The organism is Micromonospora sp. C95, from assembly GCF_018070465.1.
Classification (GTDB): domain Bacteria; phylum Actinomycetota; class Actinomycetes; order Mycobacteriales; family Micromonosporaceae; genus Micromonospora.
In genome coordinates this window covers 402035-422657 of record NZ_JAGPXT010000002.1, presented here as the reverse complement: position 1 = coordinate 422657, position 20623 = coordinate 402035, and the positions used below count along the sequence as shown (strand labels likewise).

The following is a 20623-nucleotide window of genomic DNA, read 5'->3' as shown; positions in this document are numbered from 1 at the left end:
ATGACGACGGTCCACAACGGCGAGCCGGGCGCGGTCACCACGACCGCGTCCCGGCCCCGCCGCGCCCACCCGCTGCTCGCCTTCCTGGCCAAGCGGCTGGCGATCACCGCCGGACTGCTGCTGGGCGTCACCGTGGTGACGTTCGGTCTGGTCAACGTGGTACCCGGTGACCCGGTCACCGCCAACCTGTCCGACCAGGCACTCAACGACCCGGCCACGGTCGCCGCCTTCCGCGAGAAATGGGGGCTGGACCAGCCGCTCTGGCAGCAGTACCTGCACTACCTGGGCAACCTCGTCCGCGGCGACCTGGGTGTCTCCCAGCAGACCGGTCGGGCGGTCCTGGACGACCTGGTGCGGTACGTGCCGGCGACGATGGAACTGGCCATCCCGACCATGCTGCTGGCGCTGGTGATCGGCACCGGGATCGGCATGCTCGCCGCGGTCCGCAACGGCCGGCTCACCGACCAGCTCGTCCGGGTCGGTGCCCTGCTCGGGCTCTCCACGCCACCGTTCTGGCTCTCGCTCGTGGTGCTCTACGTGTTCTTCTACCAACTCGGGTTGGCCCCCAGCGGCGGACGGCTCTCCACCGGGTTCAGTCCGCCGCCGACCGTCACCGGCATGTACACCGTGGACGCGGCGCTGGCCGGTCAGTGGGACGTGGCCTGGGACGCGGCACAGCACCTGACCCTGCCGGTGCTGGTGCTGACCTCGCTGACCGTCGCGTTGCTGGTGCGCTTCGTCCGCTCCGCCATGCTCGAGGTGCTCCAGCAGGACTACATCCGGGCCGCGTACGCCAAGGGCCTGCCGGCCCGGGTGGTGCTGCGCCGGCACCTGCTGCGCGCCGGTCTGGTCCCGGTGGTCACCGTGTCCGGCCTGGCCTTCGCGTCGCTGCTGTCCGGGACGGTGCTGGTGGAGAGCATCTTCGGCTGGCCCGGCGTCGGTCAGTACGCCTACCGCAGCGCCACCGCCCTCGACCTGCCCGCCATCCTCGGGGTCAGCCTGTTCGTGGCGCTCGTCTACACGCTCGTCAACCTGACCGTCGACCTGCTGTACGGGCTCATCGACCCGAGGATCCGCCTGTCATGACGATGATCGCACCCGATCCGGTGGCCCCCGACCCGAAGGTGGACCGGGCGCTGACCCGCCGCCGCTGGCTCGGTCGGCTGCGTGGCGGCTCGGCCGGCCGGCCGGTCTGGCGACAGCCGATCGCCGTGGTCGCGCTCGCCATTCTCGGCGGCTGGCTGCTGGTGGCCATCCTCGCCCCGCTCGTCGCGCCCTACGATCCGCTCGCCCAGAGTGCCGACACCTACGCGGCACCGTCGGCGACGCACTGGTTCGGCACCGACTCCCTCGGCCGGGACATCTTCAGCCGCGTCGTGCACGGTGCGCGGTTGTCGATCCCGCTGGCGCTGGCCATCGTGTCGCTGGCCCTGCTCGTCGGCGGCCTGCTCGGACTGGTCGCCGGATATCTGGGCCGGTTCGCCGACGAGGCGCTGATGCGGCTTACCGACCTGGTCTTCGCCTTCCCGCAGATCATCCTGGCCATGGCGGTGACCGCCGCCTTCGGCCCGAACACCCGCAACGCGGTGCTGGCGCTGGTCATCGTCTCCTGGCCGGTCTACGCCCGGGTGATTCGCAGCGCCGTGCTCAGCATGCGCGGCGACGACTACCTCAACGCCGCCCGACTGCTCGGTGTCGGACCGGTCCGGGCGCTGCGCCGCGACGTGCTGCCCAACAGCATCGGCCCGGCGATCGTGCTGGCCACCCTGGAACTCGGCAACGCGGTGCTGCTGCTCGCCGCGCTCTCCTTCCTGGGGCTGGGCCCGCGCCCACCGGCCGCCGAGTGGGGCTCGATGGTCGCTCTCGGCTCCCAGGACCTGTCGATGTGGTGGGTGAGCGTCTTCCCGGGTCTGGCCATCCTCACCGTCGTGATGGCCTTCAACGTGCTCGGCGACGCGCTGCGCGACCGGCTCGACCCCCGCTACGCGAAGGGACGCTGAGATGGCGCCGCTGCTCGACGTCGACTCCCTCGCCGTCACCCTGCCCGGCCCGCGCGGGCCGCTGCCGATCCTGCACGACGTGTCGCTCACCGTCGACGAGGGCGAACTGGTCGGCATCGCCGGGGAGAGCGGCTGCGGCAAGAGCCTCACCGCCCAGACCCTGCTCGGCCTGCTCCCGGCCGGCGCCAGGATCACCGGGACGGCGCGCTTCGCCGGCACCGACCTGCTCGGCCTGGACAACCGGGGCTGGCAGCGGATCCGGGGCGCGGGCATCGCCATGGTCTTCCAGGACCCGACCGCAGCCCTGCATCCGATGCTCACCGTCGGGCGCCAGCTCACCGAACACATGCGGGTGCACCTGCGGCTGGACCGCCGGTCCGCGACCCGCCGGGCGGTGGAACTGCTCGACCAGGTCCGGATCCCCGACCCGGAGCAGGCCCTGCGCGCCTACCCGCACCAGTTCTCCGGCGGCATGCGGCAACGGGCGGCCATCGCCATCGCCCTGGCCGCCCGGCCCCGACTGCTGATCGCCGACGAGCCGACCACCGCCCTCGACGTCACCGTGCAGGCCGGCATCCTCGCCCTGCTCGACCGGCTGCGCGCGGAGACCGGGCTGGCCGTCGCCTTCATCACCCACGACCTGGGGGTGCTCAGCGCGCTGACCTCCCGTGGCTACGTCTTCTACGCCGGCCGCGTGGTGGAGACCGGCCCCACCGGGTCGCTGCTCACCGCCCCCACCCACCCGTACACGGCGGCGCTGCTCGGGGCCCGGCCGCACGGCACCCAGGCCGTCGGCACGCTGCGGCCGATCCCCGGCGCGCCGCCGGCGCCGGGCGAGGCACCTGCGGGTTGCCCGTTCCAACCCCGCTGCCGGTACGCCGAGCCGGCCTGCGGCACGGCGCCACCGCCCCTGGCTCCGGCGGCGGCCGACCGGTCGGTGGCCTGCGTGGTCCGCCCGCACCTGGAGGTGACCGCCCGATGACCGGTCTGCTGGACATCAGCGACGTCGAGGTCGAGTACCGCTCGCGGGGACGCGGCCGGGTGCTCGCAGTCGCCGGGGTCAGCCTGGACGTGGCGGCCGGGCAGATCGTCGGCCTGGTCGGCGAGTCCGGCTGCGGCAAGTCGTCGCTGGCCCGGGTCGCCGTGGGACTGACCCCGCCGAGCGCCGGGGCGGTCCGCTTCGCCGGGCAGCCGGTCACGCCGCTGGGCTGGCGGCGCCGGCCGGACACCGAGATCGGCCTGCAGATGGTCTTCCAGAACCCGTACGCCTCGCTGAATCCCCGGCGCACCATCGGCGCGCAACTGCTCGACGGCGTGCCGGCGACGGTGACCGGCGCGGCCCGCCGGGACCGGGTACGCGAGCTGCTGGACCGGGTCGGCATGCCGAACACCGCCGCCGAGCGGTACCCGCACCAGTTCTCCGGTGGGCAGCGGCAGCGCCTGGCCATCGCCCGGGCCCTTGCCCCGCAACCGCGCATGATCATCGCCGACGAGCCGGTCACCGCGCTGGACGCCTCGTCCCAGGCGCAGGTGGTGAACCTGCTCGTCGGCCTGGTCCGTGATCTCGACATGGGCATGCTGTTCATCTCGCACGACCTCGCCCTGGTGCACGAGATCGCCGACGCGACCGCCGTGATGTACCTGGGCCGCATCGTGGAGAGCGCGCCCACCCGCGAGCTGTGGCGGAATCCGCGACACCCCTACACCCGGGCGCTCATCGACGCGGTGCCCCGCATCGGCCCCACCCCACGGTTGCCCGCCACGCTGGCCGGTGAGGTGCCCGACCCCGCGAACGCCCCCACCGGCTGCCGGTTTCGGCCGCGCTGCCCGCACGCCTTCGCCCCCTGCGGCGACCAGCCACCCACCCTCGACCTCGGCGGACGCAGCGCCGCCTGTTGGCTCAACGACCCCACGTCGGCCCCGGCCACCGTGCCCGCGAACTGAGGACGTCGTCAATGCACACCGCAACCGAACAGGTCCTGGTCAACCTCGCGCTCTACGACGGCGTCACCGATCACCTCCAGCCCGACCGGGGTGTCCGGGTCGGCGCCGACGGGATGATCAAGGCCGTGGGGGCGGTCGACGACGTGCTCGCCGAGGCCGGCGACGTACCCGTGGTCGACCTTCGCGGCGACGTGGTGATGCCCGGCCTGACCAACATGCACGTGCACCTCTCCCTCGGGCTACCCGGTCACCTCGCCGACACGGTGCACCGGTCCAACCTGGCCGAACTGGTCCTGCTGATGGCCGACTCGGCCCGGCGCACCCTGCACGCCGGGGTGACCACCGCCCGGCTGGTCGGCGAGGGACGCTACGCCGACTTCGCGCTGCGCCGGGGCATCGAGGCCGGCGCGGTGGACGGCCCCCGGATCTTCACCGCCGGACACGCGCTGTGCTGCACCGGCGGCCACGGCTGGGAGGCCGACGCGCTGGAGGCCGACGGCGCCGACGGCTTCCGTCGGCTCACCCGGGCCCAGATCCGGGCCGGCGCCGACCTGATCAAAGTCTGCATCTCCGGCGGGATCGCCGGTCAGTTCGAGGCGATCGACACCCCGCAGCTGCTCGACGACGAGATGGCCGCCGTCATCCGGGTCGCCCACGACTGGGGGCGCAAGGTCACCGCGCACGCCGGCCCGGCCGACACCGTACGCCGGGCCGTCGAGCTCGGCCTGGACTGCGTGGAACACGGCTACGAGCTGACCGACGAGGTCACCCGCCTGATGGCCGACCGGGGCGTCTGGTACGTGCCCACCATCGTGGTGAGCCGCTGTGAACAGTTCTTCCGCGACTCCGGGGTACCGGGCTGGCTGATGGACCGGGCGTTGGCCGCCGGCCCCCGACACTGGGAGAGCCTCCAGCACGCCATCCGCAACGGGGTGCCGATCGCCCTGGGCAGTGACATGCCGCCGCACGCGGGCTACGACGAGACCAGCGCGACCGTACGCGAGCTGGAGTTCATGGTGGACGCCGGGATGCCGGTCGCCGAGGCGCTGAAGGCGGCCACCATCCGGCCCGCCGAGTGGCTCGACCAGGCCGACACGCTCGGCAGCGTCGAGGCCGGCAAGCACGCCGACCTGCTGGTGCTGCGCGACGACCCGACCCGTTCCGTCTCCGCGTTGCGCACCCTGCACGCGGTCATCAAGGGCGGCGTCGTCCACCGCGACGACCACCACCGGTTCAGGATGCCCCGATGACCGGCATCACCACGGTCGCGGACAGGTACCTGCGCGCCCTCGCCACGCTCGACCCGGAGGCCGCCGAGGCGGCCGGGCGTACGCCGCAATGGCGGTTGACCGACCTGTCGCCGGACGGCTTCGACGCCCGCGCCGAGCTGGCCCGCGCGACCGCGACCGCCGTGGCCACCGCCACGGTGACCGCCCCGGCCGAGCGTGCCCTCGCCGGTGCCCTGGCCGACCGGCTGGCCAGCGAGGTGGCGCTCCACGACGCCGGCTTCACCACCCGGCTGCTCGCCCCGCTGGCCACCCCGGTGCACCTGGCCCGGCAGGTCTTCGACAACCTGCCCCGGAGTACCGCCGACGACTGGGCCGTGGTCGCCGACCACCTGCACCGGCTGCCCGCCACCCTCGACCAGTACGCCGACACGCTGCGGCGCTCCGCCGGGCGTGGCCAGGTGGTCGCCCGTCGGCAGGTGCTGACCGTCGCCGGTCAGTGCGCCGCCTGGGTCGACGCCGACTTCTTCGGCGGTCTCGTCGCCGGTCACCGGGCCGGGCCGCTGGCCGGGCGGTTGGCCGAGGGGGCCCGGCGGGCCACCGTCGCCACGGCGGGGTTCGCCACGTTCCTGCGTACCGAACTGGCTCTCGCCGCCACCGAGGTCGACGGGGTGGGGCGCGACCTCTACCAGGTCACCGCCCGCGCCTTCCTCGGCGCCACCGTCGACCTGGACGAGCTGTACGAGTACGGCTGGGCGGAGTTGGCCCGTACCGCAGAAGAGCTGCGGGCGGCGGCGGCCGACTGCGGTCATCCGGACGTGGTCGCGGCCCGGACGGCGCTGGATGCCGACCCGGACGGGCGGGTGCCCGTCGGTCCCGCCCTGGAGGAGTGGCTGGCCAGGCGGACCGCACTGACCACCGATCTGCTCGACGGGACACACTTCGACATCCCCGCCGCCACCCGTCGGGTGGTGTGCCGGATCAGTCCCGCCACCTCCGGAGTCATGTACTACACCCCGCCGGACGCGCGGCTGACCCGCCCCGGCGGCATCTGGTGGTCGGTGCCGCCCGGTGAGTCGACGGTGCCGGTGTGGCGGCACGTCGGCACGCTCTGCCACGAGGGGCTGCCCGGCCACCACCTCCAGCACGCCATCACGCTCACCACCGCCGAGCTGCACCCGTGGCAGCGCACGCTGTGCCACGTGCACGGGTACGCCGAGGGGTGGGCGCACTACGCCGAGCGGCTCGCCGACGAACTCGGCCTCTACGCCGGCCCGGCGGAACGGCTCGGCATGTTGGACGGGCAGATGTGGCGGGCCGCCCGCGTGGTCATCGACCTCGGTCTGCACCTCGACCTGCCGATCCCGGCCGGCAACGGGTTCACCGACGCGCCCCGCTGGAGCCACCCGGTGGCCGTGGACCTGCTCACCCGGGTCGCCGGGCTGGACGCCGCGACCGCCCGGTTCGAGGTCGACCGCTACCTCGGCTGGCCGGCGCAGGCGCTCGCCTTCAAGGTCGGCGCGCGGCTGTGGCAGCAGACCCGCCAGGACGCCGAGCGCCGGGCCGGCCCCGCCTTCGACCGCAAACGGTTCCACCACACCGCGCTGGCGCTCGGGCCGATGGGCCTGGAACCGCTGCGTGACCGCCTCGCCGAGACGTTCCGACCCGCTGCCGCCTCCCTCGACCGGAAGTGACCCCGATGAGCATCGACGAACTCACCACCACGATCACCGGCATGTACCGATCACTGGGGGATCGGTCCGCCTTCGACGCCCACCTGCACCCCGACCTGACCATCTGGGAGTCCGACGCCGATCGACTGCTCACCGGGCTGGCCGCGCTTGACGAACTGCGCGACCGCCGGGCCGCCGAGGCGACCGGTCCGGCGCCGGTCACGGTCGCCCCGGAACAGCTGCACGCCGAGTCGTGGGACGACACCGGTCTGGTCCGGTACGTGCTGCGGGCCCGGCACGCCGACGACCGACCGGACGTCTGCTTCCGGGTCACCGACGTGCTGCGGCGCGACGACGCGGGCTGGCGGATCGTGCACCACCACGCCGAGGCCGTGCGATGAGCGACGAGCAGCCCACCACCGACGTCTACGACCTGCGGGTCGTGGTGGAGCGCATCGAGGGACGCTCGGTCTGCGGCATGAAGCCGGGCGACCACGTCGAGCTGACCGAGTCGTGCCGGTTGCGCATCCCCGAGGGCCAGCACTTCTGCCTGTACGCGCTGGCCGCCTGCCTGCCGCTGCTGCCGGCCAAGCAGCGGGCCCTGGACGACGGGGACTGGATGGCCCGGGACAGCCACGTCGCCTGCCCCGACCCGGAGGAACGGCTCATCATGCGCATCGAACGCACCGGCCGTCGGCAGATCCCCACCGAGGAGCTGACGTGACCCGCCTGGTCGGCATCGGCCTCCAGTCGGACAAGTCCGCCGACGAGTACGCCGTGCTGGCCGAGCTGGCCGAACGGCACGGCTTCGACGTGCTGTCGGTCTTCGGCGACCTGATGTACCAGCCGCCGCTGTTCCCGCTGCTGGTCGCCGCCCGGCACACCCGCCGGATCCGGCTCGGCGCGGCCTGCCTCAACCCGTTCACCCTGCACCCGGTGGAGGTCGCCGGCCAGGTCGCCGCCCTCGACCTGGCCTCGCACGGCCGCGCGTATCTCGGCCTGGCCCGGGGCACCTGGTTGCAGCAGGTCGGGGTGGCGCAGACCCGGCCGCTGCGGCGCATCGCCGAGACGGTGCAGATCGTCCGGCGGCTGCTCGCCGGTGACGACGGTGGCTTCGTCGGCCGGGAGTTCACCGTGGCCCCGGGCACCGCGCTGCGGTACACCCCGGCCCGGCCGGACGTGCCGGTGCTGGTGGGCACCTGGGGCCAGCAGACCGCCCGGTCCGCCGCCGCGTTCGCCGACGAGGTGAAGGTCGGCGGGTCGGCGAACCCGGCGATGGCCAAGACGATGCGGGCGTGGCTGGACGAGGCGGCCTCCGGCCGGGACACCGGTGTGGTGCTCGGCGCGGTCACCGTCGTCGACACCGACGGGGCGCTGGCCCGGCGGGTGGCCCGCACCGAGGTCGCCATGTACCTCGCCGTGGTCGCCGCCCTCGATCCCACCGTCGAGGTCGACCCGGAGCTGCTGGCCCGCATCCAGCAGCACGTCACCCGCCGCGAGGACGACCTGGCCGGCGCGCTGATCGGCGACGACCTGCTCGACCTGTTCGCGTTCTCCGGTACGCCGGAACAGGTCGCCGGGCAGGCCGCGACGGTCTTCGACGCCGGGGCGAGCCGGGTGGAGTTCGGCACCCCGCACGGCCTGACCCCGCAGCGCGGGATCGACCTGCTGGGTCGGCGGGTGCTGCCGCTGCTGCGCGACTGACGGTCGGTGCGGGTCTGGTCAGCGTCGCCAGGCCGACCACAGGTCGGCGTACCGGCCGCCGGCCGCGACCAGCTCGTCCGGAGTGCCGAGTTCGACGACCCGGCCGTGCGCCATCACCGCGATCCGGTCGCAGGTGTGCGCCTGGCTGAGCCGGTGCGCGACCACCACGGCCGTGCGGCCCCGGATCAGGGCGGCGCTGGCCTGTTCGAGTTGCCGGGCTCCCGCGCTGCCGGCCTCGGCGCTGGCCTCGTCGAGGACGACGACCGGCGGGTCGAGCAGCGCGATCCGGGCCAGTGCCACCTGCTGCGCCTGGCCGGCGGTGAGCGGGTGTTCGCCGTCGCCGACCCGGGTTGCCAGCCCGTCGGGCAGGGCGGTCACCCAGTCATCGGCGTCGACCAGCCGCAACGCGGCGTGCAGGTCCTCGTCGGAGGCATCCGGCGCGGCCAACCGCAGGTCGTCGGCGAGCGTGCCGGCGAAGACGTGGACCTCCTGGGTGACCACGCCGACGGTCCGGCGCAGCTCGGCCGGAGACAGTTCGCCGATCGGCCGGTCACCCAGCCACACCTCGCCCTCGGCGGCGGGGAAGACCCCGCCGAGGATCGCCGCGAGGGTCGTCTTGCCGGCTCCGCTCTCGCCCACGATCGCCAACGACTCGCCCCCGGTGATCTCGATCGAGACGTCCTGCACGACGGCGGGGCCGCCGGGGTAGCGGTGCCACACCGACTTGGCCGTGATGCCCGTCGGCAGCCACCCGGAGACCGACCCGGCTGACCGCGTTGCGGGAACGTCGAGCCCGGCGATGCCGACGAGCCGAGCGAGCGCCGCGCCAGCCGACTGGACGTCGTTGAAGGACATCAACAACAAGCCGAGCGGACCGAAGAGTCGATGGAACAGCAGCGCCGCGGCGGTGACGTCGCCGACCGTGCTGTCGCCGGTGCGTACCAGCAGGAAGCCGGTGAGCAGCACGGCGGTCAGTCCGAGCGCCTCCGCGTAGTTCATCGTGTTCGCGAACCAGAGGAACCCCCGCACCGCGCGCAGGCGAGCCGTGACCGCGAGCCGGGAGTCCTGCTCGACCCGTCGGCTCTGGCGATCCTGCATGCCGTAGGCGTGCACGGTCCGGGCACCGGTGAAGGTGGTCAGCAGGCTCTGGGTACGCACCGCCGCGGCTTCCCGCTCGGCGGCGTACAGCCGTTTCGCCTGTGGCACGAAGCGGCGCAGGCTCAGCACGTAAACCGGGAAGACGACCAGGAACGCGACGGCGATGCGCCAGTCGAGCGTCGCGAACCCGGCGAAGGTGATGACGACGGTGACAAGTGCGGTGAAGATGCCGGCGGCCAGCCGCACCGAGTCGGTGACCCGCTCCACGTCCTCGGTGACCCGGGACGCCACGTCGCCGGAACCGGCGCCCTCCAGTTGTGCCGCGTCCATCCGCAGCGCCCGGTCCAGCACCTCCTCGCGCAGATCGGCGCAGGCCCGCATGCCCCACTCGGAGACCAGCCAGTTGGCCGCGCCGGTGAGGACCGCGGCGGCCAGGCCCGCGCCGAGGATGAACGCGCAGGTCAGCAGCAGCGCGCCGACGGTGCCGCCGGACACCACCAGGTCGACCAGCCGGCCGAGCAGGATCGGCACGACGACGGCCGCCACACTTGCCGCCGTGGCCGCCGCCACCGACGTCCAGGCGAGCGTCGGGTAACGCCGCAGGGCACGCCAGAAGGCGGTGAGCGTCACCCGGCCGGTCGCCACCGGCAGGATCGTGGCACTCATCGCAACACCACCTCCGCGTACGACGAGTCGACGAGCAGGTCGCGGTGCCGCCCGACCGCCGCCACCTGACCGGCGCGGAGGAACACGACCCGGTCGCACCGGTCGAGCAGCGGCGCGCTTGTGGTGACAAGTACGGTCGCCCGGCCGCCGCCGCTCCGGTAGGCCCGGATGCCGTCGGCGATGGCGTGCTCGGTGACCGCGTCGATCGCCGTGGTCGGATCCCGGAAGACGGTGACCGGTCGGTCGGCCAGCAGTGCGCGGGTCAGCGCGATCCGCTGCCGCTGGCCGCCGGAGAGGTTCAGGCCGTGGTCGACGAGTTCGCGGTCGAACCCGACGCCATCGGCGAGCAGGTCACCGACGGCGGCCGCGGCCATCGCGGTGCGCAGGGCGACGTCGTCGCGGTCGTCGCCGCTCTGAAGCACCTCGCGCAGGGTGGCGCCGAACAGGTCGACCCCGTGTGGTTCGACAAGCACAGTCCGGCGCAACGAGGCGAGGTCCAGCTCCCGCATCGGCATGCCGGCCAACCGCACCTCGCCCCGGTCCGGCGACCGTGCCCCGGCGAGCAGGTCGGTGAGATCGTCGGCGGTGCCGGTCTCCGCGGTGACGATGCCGAGCAGCTCACCGGGGGCCACGGCGAGGTCGACGCCGCTCAGGCCCGGCGCGTGCACCCGGTCGAGGCTCAACGCTCCCGGCTGGGCCGTGCGCGTCCCGGACGGCACCCGCTCCGGGGCGGCGAGCACCTCGGCCACGCGGGCCGCGCTGGCCCGCGCCGTCGCCAGCCGGAAGACGCAGTCGGCGAGGTTGAGCACCGGGTCGGTGAGGAACGTGGCCAGCCCGACGATCGTGATGAGCTGTCCGACCGTGATTCGCCCGGCCAGCGCGTACCAGCCTGCCAGGGCGGCGACGGCGGTGATCAACAGGCCGGTGGTGAAGGTGGACGCGCTGATGAACGTGGCACCGGCCTTGACCGTGCCGATGCCCGCGCGCAGCGACGTCCGGCTGGCCGTGCGGTAACGGTGGACGGCCTCGTCGACGCCACCGAACCCACGTAGCGGTCGCAGCCCGCGCAGCAGGTCCGACGCCGTGGCGGCGGCCCGACCGACCGCCTGCTGCTGGGCGGACGTGCGGCGACCGACGATCGGCCCGAGGGCGTTGAGTCCGAGCACCAGGATCGGCACGCCGATTACCAGGCCGAGCCCGAGCGACCAGTCGATCCGCAACAGTACGACCGTCGACACCGTCAGACCGACGAGGGCGCTCACCCCCCGGGTGCCCAGTTCGAGCAGTTCGGCGGCGGACTGGGTGTCGGAGGTGGCGATCGAGAGCAACTCCCCACTCTGGCGGCTGGTCCGGATCCCCTGACCACCGACCACGCGCCGGACCACCCGCATCCGCAACTCGTGGGACTCCTCGGTGACCGCCCGGGACAGGAACCAGAAGCCTGACCGCCAGCCCATGGTGAGGGCGGTGAACAGCGCGAAGATGCCCAGCACGGACCAGAGCATCGCCGAGGTCGACCCGGTTCCGACGGCCTGGTCGATGACCAGGCCGATGGCCACCGGGACCAGGGCCTCACACAGCTGGTGCAGCGACCAGAACGCCGCGCACAGGGCGGTGTCGCGACGCTGCCGCCAGAACATCAGGCGGATCAGTCGCCCCGTGGTCAGTGTCATGCCCCCGCCTCACCCTCGATAAGTTAGGGCAGGCTAACCCGCTGCCCTCGGCGGACGCCATTCGCGGTTGCACCGTGCCGGCCGGGGGTCACACCTCGGGGTGCCGGGGCGGTGGCCGGTCGAGTCCGGCCCAGCGGCGCAGCAGCCGGCCGCCGATGGAGTCGGCCGGTCCTGAGCCGGGACCGTCGAGAATGCGTTCGACGATCTCGGCTCGGGTGAACCACCGGGCCTCCAGCAGTTCGCGCCCGTCTACGGCGATCGTCTCGTCGACGGCCCGGGCGACGAAGCCGACCATGATGCCGGCCGGAAACGGCCACCCCTGGGACCCCTGGTAGGTGACCGCGCCGACCGTCACGCCGGCCTCCTCGCCGACCTCGCGGCGGACGGTGCCCTCCAGGCTCTCGCCGATCTCGACGAAACCGGCGAGCAGTGAGAAGCCGTCCGGGCCGGCACCGTGATGACGGGCGAGCAGGCAGCGTGGCTGCGGACCGGGGCCCTCCACCAGCACGATGACGGCGGGCTCGATCCGGGGAAACAGCTGCCGACCGCAGTCGGGGCCCTGACAGACCCGCAGGTGACCGGCTTCGGCACTGGCCGTGGACGCGCCGCAGGTGCCGCAGTATCTGGCGTGCCGGTTCCAGTAGAGCAGGCCGCGCGCGTACGCCAGGGTCGCGGCGAGCGGGCCGGGCAGGGTGGCGGCCAGTCCGCGCAGGTCGGCGCTGGTGTGGGCGACACCCAGGCGCAGCGCCTCGGTCTCCTCGACTTCGCTTAGGTCCGCGGCGAAGGTCGCCGTGGCGCCGTCGAGGCCGAGCAGGGCGGTCTGACCGGCCGCCGCCACCAGGGTGCGGGCGGGCGGACCGGTGAGCCGCACCGGCCTGCCGTCTGCCGTCAGCAGTGGTCGGTCGCGCCACATGGGCAGCACCTGGCTGTCGTCGCGGTCGAGCAGGTCGACGATCCGGGCCGGGTCGGCGCGTAGGCCAGCGGCCCGGTCGTGCGGTGTCGCGGTGTACGCGAGCCCGTGAAACACCATGCTGCCGATCGTGCCGGACCCTGCCGGCGGCGCGGGCACCGGCTCGGCGGTTAGGCCCTGTGTCGAAGTCCCTGGCCGGTCGTCGCCTGGACTCCGCCTCGGCTCGACCGAGGACCTCGACACAGGGCCTAGCGGACGGCCGGTCACCCGAACCCAGGGGGCGGCGTGGGCCACGCGGGCGGGACCCGGTGGACGGACGTCGGGGTTGCCTCCCGGGTACGGCAGTCCGCTGAACCAGTCGGTCCGTCGTACCCGGGAGTTCACCTCAGACTGGGCGGATGTTCTCCGCCTGAAGGCCCCGCTGACCCTGGGTCACATCGAACTCCACTCGCTGGTTCTCCTCCAGGCTGCGGTAGCCACTGGCGGAGATCGCGGAAAAGTGGGCGAACACGTCGGCTCCGCCGCCGTCCTGGCTGATGAAGCCGAAGCCCTTGTCCGCGTTGAACCACTTGACGGTGCCGGAAGCCATGTCTTCTCCTCGCAGGCTGTCGAAACGCCGCACGGTGCGGCCCTTCGTGGGTCGCCGCGTTGATCACCCGCGTCCGGACAGGACGAGAAAAACAAAGAGCGCCCGGGGTTTGGATACCCTCAGGCGCTGGCGACGTCTACGGAAATCAAAACTGCAACGTGGCTCACCGTAGCACGAAAAGTGGGACCGATCCGCCTGCTGCGGACATTGTTCCTCGCCGTCGAGCCGGACAGCACCGCGCCCGAGGGTGCGGACTCGCGGGCAGGGCGTCCCGGTGGCCGCGCCGTGCGGTCAGGGCAGGATGGCGTCGACGTAACCGCCGTCGACCCGCACCGCCGCGCCGGTGGTGGCCGAGGCCAGCGGGGAGGCCAGGTAGACGACCAGGTTCGCGATCTCGGCCGGCTCGATGAGGCGTTGCAGCAGCGACTGCGGGCGGTGCCGGAGCATGAACTCCCGCTGCGCCGCGTCCCACGGCAGGTCGTCACCGACAAGCGAGCGGACGAAGTGCTCCACCCCGCCGGTGTGGGTGGGCCCGGCGATGACGCTGTTCACCGTGACACCCGAGCCGGCGGCCTCCTTGGCGAAACCCCGGGACACGCCCAGCAGGGCGGTCTTGGAGACCCCGTAGTGGATCATCTCGGCGGGGATCACCACCGCGGAGTCGCTGGCGATGTACTGGATCCGGCCCCAGCCGCGCTCCCGCATCCCCGGCAGGTACGCCCGGGTCAGCCGGATCGCCGCCAGCACGTTCACCTCGAAGTACCGCCGCCAGTCATCGTCGGTGATCTCCATGGCGGGTTGGGCGCCGAAGATGCCGAGGTTGTTGACCAGGATGTCGACCTCGGGGAGCGCCTCGACCGCCGCGGTCGCCCCGTCGGCCGTTGTCACGTCGGCGGGCACCGCGACGAAGTCACCCTCGCCCAACTCGGCCAGAGCCCGGTCGACCGAGTCGCGCGAGCGTCCGTTGACCCCCACCCGCGCCCCGGCCGCGGCCAGCCCGGCGGCGATGGCCCGGCCGATGCCCTGGGTCGAACCGGTGACGAGCGCCGTCCGGCCAGCAAGATCTATTCGCATACCGGCCATTCTGCCGAACCGAGACGGTGCCGACAGGCGGGCGTGCGCGGACCAGGGCGTGTCCCCATTCGGGCAGCGACGACGCCGGTCGGGCCGCGGCGGTCTCCGGCAACGGCGACACGGCGGGTCCACCCGACGAGCTACTCGATGTGCTGTTCGGCGACCGTGGCGGGCAGCTCAGCTCGCCGTGCAGGTCGGTGTGGGTGTGCTCGGCGTGCCGGTGGTGGAGCCGAGGAAGCCGAACGTGGTGCTGGCGCCCGCGGCGAGGCTGCCGTTGTAGCTGACGTTGCGGGCGGTCACCGTCGATCCCTGGCTGGTGACCGTCGCGTTCCATGCCTGGGTGACCGCCTGCCCGGCCGGGTACGTCCAGGTCACGGTCCAGCCCCTGATCGCCGAACCGCCTGCGGTGACCCGTACCTCGCCCTGGAAGCCGCCGGACCACTGGTTTGTCACTGTGTAGGTCGCGGTGCAGCCGCTACCGCCGGGCGGCGGCGTGGTGGGTGGCGGCGTGGTCGGTGGGGGAGACGTCGGCGGGGGAGTGGTGGGCGGCGGCGTGGTCGGCGGTGGCGTGGTCGACCCGCCCCAGCCGGCGGTCGAGTCCAACCAGGCGGCCCGGCGCAGCATCCAGTCCCGCATGTACTGGACCTGTCCCTGCCAGGTCGGCGCGGTCGGCGTGATGAAGGGCCCGACCATCCGGGTGCTGAGGTTCGGCCAGCGCTGGAAGTTGCGCTGTGCCCCGTTGGTCAGCGGCCCGGCGAGGGCGTCGATCCGCGACTGCAACGACGCGTCGGAGAGCGGACCCCGGCGCAGCGCCTGCCAGCGCACCCGTACCTCGTTGACGAACGCCGGATCGCGCATCAGCTGCGTGTACCAGTCGTTGGCCACCGGTTGGCGGATCTGTTGGTACTGCCAGCCGGCGGTCTGGTCGTTCTGGAAGAAGCCGCCCACGCCGAAGCTGAGGTCGTAGTCCCAGAGCGGCCCGGCGAAGATCTTGGTGTCGCGGTCCTTGTAGAAGTAGGCGCTGCGGATGTAGGAGTCCATCTCCCGGCTCAGCTCGTTGAGGATGAGCTGGTCGATGAAGGAACCCACGTCGATGTACGCCCGGTAGCCGCTCACCGGGTCGGCGAAGTTCGGTGCCCGCAGCACGTTGTGGAACTCCTGGATGTGGTTGCGCAGCCAGTCGCGTTGCTCGGGTTGCAGCGGCGACGGATCGGCGACCTCAAGATAGTTCCAGCAGCTCGCGGCCGGCCCGGTGCAGGGCAGAGTGGGTTCCTCGGCGGCCATCCACTCGAATTTCCAGATGTAGCCGCCGGTGATCTTCGGCAGGGTCCGGTCGTCCTCGCGGAGCTGCTTGAGGTCGAGACGGTCCTTCGAGTTCTTGATCGTCTCGACGAGCATGTAGACGCCCATGTAGTCGTCGGAACCGACCGGCCCGGCGTCGGTGTTCAGGTAGAACTCCGCGAAAGCGTAGCGGGGCGCCGGCAGGCCCAGCTGTCGGCCGAGGTCGTAGACGAATGCCTCCCGGATCAGGGACTTGTCGCTGAACGGCCCGCGCAGTACCCAGTCGGAGTCGGCCGGCATGCCGAGCACCGGGTAGTCGGCGTCGTCGTCCTCGTTGTCCCAGAACTCAAGCCGGAACGGCGTCTTGGCGAACATCGCCGACGACTGCCCGCGCAGCCGGAACCCGGACCGGGTGGCCACGGTGGGTGCGGCTGCCAGCGAGGTGCTGCCGCCGCCCGGCTCGAAGATCATCGTGGTGGCGTCGAAGTACTCCCGCTCCGGCCGGCCGGCACCGTACGAGTCGATGAGGACGACCGGCAGGTCGTGTGTGGTGCTCGTGTTGCGCGCGACGTACATGGCGGTGCCGGGCGCACCCGAGGCGGTCTGCCCGACGAACGCCTGGGCCCGCAGTTGCGTCGTACGCGTGAATCGCAGCGCCGATCCGGAGTAGAGCGGCGACTGCGCGTTCGGCAGCCCTCCGTCGGTGGTGTAGCGGATCTGGGCACCGCTGACGGTGGTGCTCAGTGACACCGAGACCTCGCCGGAGAAGGTGCCACTGGGTACGGAGAAGCCGATGTCGCCGACCAGGTCCTCGGCGGCGGCCGCGGCGGCGACGTCCGCGGCGGTCCGGTCGACCGATGTGGTGGACCTGGACGTGTCGGCGAGGGGCTCGGCACCGGCCGGTGCCGGCGACGGGACGAGAGCTGCGGTGACCAGCATGGCGACGGCCGCGATCCCCGCGATGCGCAACGGGGGTGCCGCCGAGGTGCCGACGCTGCGGTCGGTCAGACGCACGATGCCTCCTGAACGGGACGGTGGGTGGTGGCGGTCGGTGCCGTGCCCACCGACGGGGTGGTGCGGAAGTGCCGACGGAGCGTCCGGCGCCAGGGCGAATCCGGCAGGTCCGGGCGCAGCGCCGCCAGGCCCGTGGCGTACTTGGAGATGCGGGCGGGCCGCAGCCCCCGCTGCCACAGCAGCCGGTCGGCGGGCGATGCGGCGGCGCTGGTCTTGGTCTCGACCACGGCCAGGTCCGGCAGGTGCAGTGCGGTGCCGCCGGCCTGCCAGGAGAGCCCGGTGTCGATGGTGACCCGGCTGGCGGTCGCCGGCAGCAGCAGCGTCACCCGCCGGTAGCTGGTGACCAGCACCGGGTCGAGGGCGCTGCCGGCGGGCGGGCAGATCGCCTCTCGCACGAGTGCCTCGTCGACGAATGCGCGGCCGGGAAGCACGGTCGTGCGGTCGTGCGGATCGTATGGCAGCCGGTGTTTGGTGATGCTGTCGCGCGCTCCGCTGATTTTGACTTCGAGCCAGCACTGCGCCGAGTCGAGGTAGGTGCGGGTGCGCACCTTGAAGCGGCGTCGCCGCCGGTAGGCCGCGCAGTGGTAGCTGGCCAGCCCCGGCGTGTCGAAGTAGACCGACTCGTAGCGGAAGCTCCGCGCCCCGTCGATGTCCAGCACCCGTGCGTACGGGGTGAGCTGGTCCAGCAGGTGGGGCAAGCGGTCGAGGTGGACGAGGTACTTGCGGTCCACCCTGGTCTGCAACGCGGCCCGGTCGACGAGTTCGGCCAGCCCGATCGGGTCCATGGTCGCCAGCGGCGCGGTGATCGACTGGGTGCTCATCGGGCGGCTCCCGCCTTCGCCGGCGTTGCGGCCGCCCTGGTGGCGCGGCCCTTCACCGAATACCGGACGTCGACCACGGTGGTCTCGTTGACCAGGTCGAGTCGTTGCACGGTGGCGACGTGCACGCGTGCGCCAAGCAGTTGCTCCAACTGGGCGACGAGGGTCACGTGGTCGGTCACGGCCGAGTCGAGCACCATGATCTGGTGCCGGTAGTGGCGGAGCAGCCGGGGATGGTCGCCCAGGAACATCACCACGAGGATGAGGCACATCAGTCCGGCGCTGAGCCAGATCGAGGTGGTGCTCAACGCGCCGAGAATGCCCAGCGCCAGCGCGGAGAAGTAGTACGCGACCTCGTGCTGGTCCAGCTCCGTCGACCGCAGGCGGATGATCGACAGTACGCCGAACAGCGCCAGCCCGAGCCCCAGCCCCGCGCCGACATTGCTGGCGCTGAGTGCGCTGGCCACCGCGAGGACACCGACGTTGACGCCGAGGTAGGCGACGACGAGATCGCGGCGGCGGTGCCTCGGGAAGTAGAGCCCGAAGACGAGTAGCACCACCGCGCCGATGTCGATCGCGAACAGGATGAGCTGCGACATCTGGTGTCTTCCTCCTGGATCGCTGTCGCGCCGGCCCCGTCTCGTCTCGTCGGCACGAGCTGCGGTCAGGCGACCGAACGCAACCGAAAATCTCGGTAAACTTGCGGGAACTATTCCGGGAAGGGTAATGGCAACCATTGAAGTAGGTCAATGGTCATCTGCTGCCCAACCTGGACTTTTTGCGCGTCAGGCGCCGTCGTGATCCGTGACGTGGGGCCTGTTGCCCTGCTCGACAGGTGTTCGCGTGCGGGTGAACCCACCATGGACCGAAGGTGAATCAAGGGTAAACGTGACTGGCGGCACGCCGCTCGTTCCGGGCGTGTCCGGCCACCCGCCGAGCGCCGGTGGGGCCTCGTTCGACCGCGGCCCTGGGGCGTGCCGCCAGTCGCGGCCGGGGTGAAGGCGGCCGGGAGGCGCGGACCGATAGTCACCGAAACCGTATTGACACATTTCGTTGTTCCGTTCGAAACTTGCCATATCGGTCAATCGATACTTGCCGATCTAGCTCGATGGTGTCTCGCCGTCCGTGCGGAAGGGGTCCCGAGTGATCACGAAGTTGGTCCGTTCCCGCAACCGTTCGGTCGTCGTACTGGCGATGGCGGCATTCACCCTGGTGGCGGCGACATGGTCGATGGCCGAGGGCGGCGTGGCCAGGGCCGCCGCGGGGCTCGCGGCCGTCTCGTCGGTGGAGGACGAGGGCATCGGCTGCCCGACGCCGAATCCCGGAACGCCCTCGGCCAACCCCAGGCTGCCCGACCCCTTCCGGCGGCTCGACGGCAGCCGGATCTCGGCCAAGTCCGACTGGCGTTGTCACCGAGCGGAGACCAAGCAACTCGCGCAGCGGTACGTCTACGGCGACAAGCCGGCGAAACCGCAGACCGTCAGCGGTACGGTCTCGAACACCAGCATCACGGTGAACGTGGCCCACAACGGCCGCACTGCCAGCTTCTCCGCGAGCGTGCAACTACCCAGCGGCGGCAGTGGACCGTATCCGGCCGTGGTGGTGCTGGGCGGGTTCGGCGCGGACACCGCCACCATCCGGTCCGCCGGCGCTGCGGTGATCAGCTATGACCCGCTCGCGGTCGGTCGGGAGGGCACCCCCCGCAACAACAAACAGGGCGCCTTCTACAGCATCTACGGCTCGTCCAGCAGCAGCGGACTGCTGGTCGCCTGGGCCTGGGGGGTCAGCCGGATCATCGACGTGATCGAGCAGTCGGGCGGCACCATCCTGCGCGCGGACGCGACCGGCGTCACGGGTTGCTCCCGCTACGGCAAGGGTGCCTTCGTGACGGGCGCGTTCGACCAGCGCATCGCCCTGACCATGCCCATCGAGTCGGGCAGTGCCGGCTCGCCGATCTTCCGCGGCATCCCGGGCGAGTCCGGCGCCCAGCCGTTGAGCAGCGCGTACGGTGAGCAGCCGTGGCTGGGCGATGCCTTCGGGTCGTACACGGGCAACCCGGCGAACCTGCCGGTCGACACGCACCAGACGGTGGCCATGGTGGCACCGCGTGGACTGCTCATCATGGACAATCCGCACATCGACTGGCTGGCTGCCCGATCCTCGAGTGTCGCCGCGCTGGCTGGCGCGGAGGTCTACCGGGCGCTCGGCGCGGGCGACAACATCAGCTACTGGTCCGACGTCCAGGACGGCACGCACTGCGCCTCCCGGCCGGAATGGCGTACCCCGTTGCAGCAGAACATCCAGAAGTTCCTGCTCAACACGGGCAGCTCCACGGGCGTGTTCCGGATCTCCAGCCGTAAGGCCGGCAACCTGTCCGAGTGGCGGGACTGGCAGACCCCGACCCTCGCCGACGGTCCGACGACGCCGCCCACGACTCCACCGACCACGACGCCGCCGACCACCCCACCCACCACGGTGCCGCCGACCACCCCACCCACCACGGTGCCGCCGACCACGCCACCCAGCACCTCGCCGCCAGCGAGTGGCGGCTGCTCGGCGTCGGTGTCGATCAACCAGTGGACGGGTGGCTTCGTCGCCACCGTACGGGTCACCGCCGGCGACGCCCCGGTCAACGGCTGGACCGTGGCCATGACGTTGCCCTCTGGTGCCAGCGTCACCAACGCCTGGAACGCCCAGCGCAGCGGCTCCAGTGGCGCGGTCACCTTCAGCAACGTCAGCTACAACGGTTCGATCGCCGCCGGGCAGTCGACCGAGTTCGGCTTCCAGGGCACCGGTACCGGCGGCGGGATGACTCCCGCCTGCTCGGCCCGGTAGCGTCCGGCGCCGCAGCTGGCACGCGGACCCGGCGGCGCTCGCCGCCGGGTCCAGCAACTCTCCGAAACTTCCGAAGGAACTTCCGGAAAACATTGACGTGTGTGAAATCTCGCTGCAA

General features: G+C 72.1%; 18 protein-coding genes. 10 read left to right on the top strand and 8 right to left on the bottom strand.

Annotated features, from left to right (window positions below):
* Genes KBX00_RS04495 through KBX00_RS04455 form a run of 9 tightly spaced genes read left to right on the top strand, consistent with a single transcriptional unit; the run spans nucleotide 1 to nucleotide 8547 of the window.
* A complete protein-coding gene (locus KBX00_RS04495; protein WP_210823445.1) occupies nucleotides 1-1086 on the top strand; it encodes an ABC transporter permease in 1086 nt (361 codons plus the stop codon).
* A complete protein-coding gene (locus KBX00_RS04490; RefSeq protein ID WP_210823444.1) occupies nucleotides 1083-2000 on the top strand; it encodes an ABC transporter permease in 918 nt (305 codons plus the stop codon). The genes KBX00_RS04495 and KBX00_RS04490 overlap by 4 nt, the downstream gene beginning before the upstream one ends.
* A 1-nt stretch (nucleotide 2001) precedes the next feature.
* Entirely contained in the window at nucleotides 2002-2982 is a 981-nt protein-coding gene (locus tag KBX00_RS04485) for an ABC transporter ATP-binding protein (RefSeq protein WP_210823443.1), read from the top strand.
* Nucleotides 2979-3944 (top strand): ABC transporter ATP-binding protein, encoded by a 966-nt coding sequence (locus KBX00_RS04480; protein ID WP_210823442.1) that lies wholly within the window; start codon nucleotides 2979-2981, stop codon nucleotides 3942-3944. The genes KBX00_RS04485 and KBX00_RS04480 overlap by 4 nt, the downstream gene beginning before the upstream one ends.
* 11 nt (nucleotides 3945-3955) lie before the next feature.
* Complete coding sequence (locus tag KBX00_RS04475) at nucleotides 3956-5194, top strand: amidohydrolase family protein (protein ID WP_210823441.1); 1239 nt, start codon at nucleotides 3956-3958, stop codon at nucleotides 5192-5194.
* On the top strand, nucleotides 5191-6864 hold the full coding sequence (locus KBX00_RS04470; protein WP_210823440.1) for a DUF885 domain-containing protein: 1674 nt from the start codon (nucleotides 5191-5193) through the stop codon (nucleotides 6862-6864). The genes KBX00_RS04475 and KBX00_RS04470 overlap by 4 nt, the downstream gene beginning before the upstream one ends.
* A gap of 5 nt (nucleotides 6865-6869) precedes the next feature.
* Nucleotides 6870-7244 carry a nuclear transport factor 2 family protein gene (locus KBX00_RS04465; protein WP_210823439.1) on the top strand — a complete coding sequence of 125 codons (375 nt, stop codon included), beginning with the start codon at nucleotides 6870-6872 and terminating at the stop codon, nucleotides 7242-7244.
* Entirely contained in the window at nucleotides 7241-7567 is a 327-nt protein-coding gene (locus tag KBX00_RS04460; RefSeq protein WP_164447174.1) for a TIGR04076 family protein, read from the top strand. Before KBX00_RS04465 ends, KBX00_RS04460 begins: the two co-directional genes overlap by 4 nt.
* Entirely contained in the window at nucleotides 7564-8547 is a 984-nt protein-coding gene (locus KBX00_RS04455; protein WP_210823437.1) for an LLM class flavin-dependent oxidoreductase, read from the top strand. Before KBX00_RS04460 ends, KBX00_RS04455 begins: the two co-directional genes overlap by 4 nt.
* A gap of 18 nt (nucleotides 8548-8565) precedes the next feature.
* Here KBX00_RS04455 and KBX00_RS04450 read toward each other — a convergent pair whose 3' ends face one another.
* From KBX00_RS04450 to KBX00_RS04415, 8 genes are all read right to left on the bottom strand, one after another.
* A complete protein-coding gene (locus KBX00_RS04450) occupies nucleotides 8566-10311 on the bottom strand; it encodes an ABC transporter ATP-binding protein (RefSeq protein WP_210823435.1) in 1746 nt (581 codons plus the stop codon).
* Nucleotides 10308-11984 carry an ABC transporter ATP-binding protein gene (locus KBX00_RS04445; protein ID WP_210823433.1) on the bottom strand — a complete coding sequence of 559 codons (1677 nt, stop codon included), beginning with the start codon at nucleotides 11982-11984 and terminating at the stop codon, nucleotides 10308-10310. Before KBX00_RS04445 ends, KBX00_RS04450 begins: the two co-directional genes overlap by 4 nt.
* An 88-nt stretch (nucleotides 11985-12072) precedes the next feature.
* Complete coding sequence (nudC, locus tag KBX00_RS04440; protein ID WP_210823431.1) at nucleotides 12073-13014, bottom strand: NAD(+) diphosphatase; 942 nt, start codon at nucleotides 13012-13014, stop codon at nucleotides 12073-12075.
* Between the two features lie 265 nt (nucleotides 13015-13279).
* Entirely contained in the window at nucleotides 13280-13483 is a 204-nt protein-coding gene (locus KBX00_RS04435; RefSeq protein ID WP_210823429.1) for a cold-shock protein, read from the bottom strand.
* A 291-nt stretch (nucleotides 13484-13774) separates the two neighbouring features.
* Nucleotides 13775-14557 carry an SDR family NAD(P)-dependent oxidoreductase gene (locus KBX00_RS04430; RefSeq protein ID WP_210823427.1) on the bottom strand — a complete coding sequence of 261 codons (783 nt, stop codon included), beginning with the start codon at nucleotides 14555-14557 and terminating at the stop codon, nucleotides 13775-13777.
* A gap of 177 nt (nucleotides 14558-14734) precedes the next feature.
* Nucleotides 14735-16852, bottom strand: a complete 2118-nt coding sequence (locus KBX00_RS04425; protein WP_374225248.1) for a CotH kinase family protein — start codon at nucleotides 16850-16852, stop codon at nucleotides 14735-14737.
* On the bottom strand, nucleotides 16843-17673 hold the full coding sequence (locus KBX00_RS04420) for a polyphosphate polymerase domain-containing protein (protein WP_210823426.1): 831 nt from the start codon (nucleotides 17671-17673) through the stop codon (nucleotides 16843-16845). The genes KBX00_RS04425 and KBX00_RS04420 overlap by 10 nt, the downstream gene beginning before the upstream one ends.
* Nucleotides 17670-18269 (bottom strand): DUF4956 domain-containing protein, encoded by a 600-nt coding sequence (locus KBX00_RS04415; protein WP_210823424.1) that lies wholly within the window; start codon nucleotides 18267-18269, stop codon nucleotides 17670-17672. The genes KBX00_RS04420 and KBX00_RS04415 overlap by 4 nt, the downstream gene beginning before the upstream one ends.
* 544 nt (nucleotides 18270-18813) lie before the next feature.
* Between KBX00_RS04415 and KBX00_RS04410 the strand changes: the two genes are divergently transcribed.
* Nucleotides 18814-20505 carry a cellulose binding domain-containing protein gene (locus KBX00_RS04410; protein WP_374225247.1) on the top strand — a complete coding sequence of 564 codons (1692 nt, stop codon included), beginning with the start codon at nucleotides 18814-18816 and terminating at the stop codon, nucleotides 20503-20505.
* Nucleotides 20506-20623 lie beyond the last annotated feature (118 nt).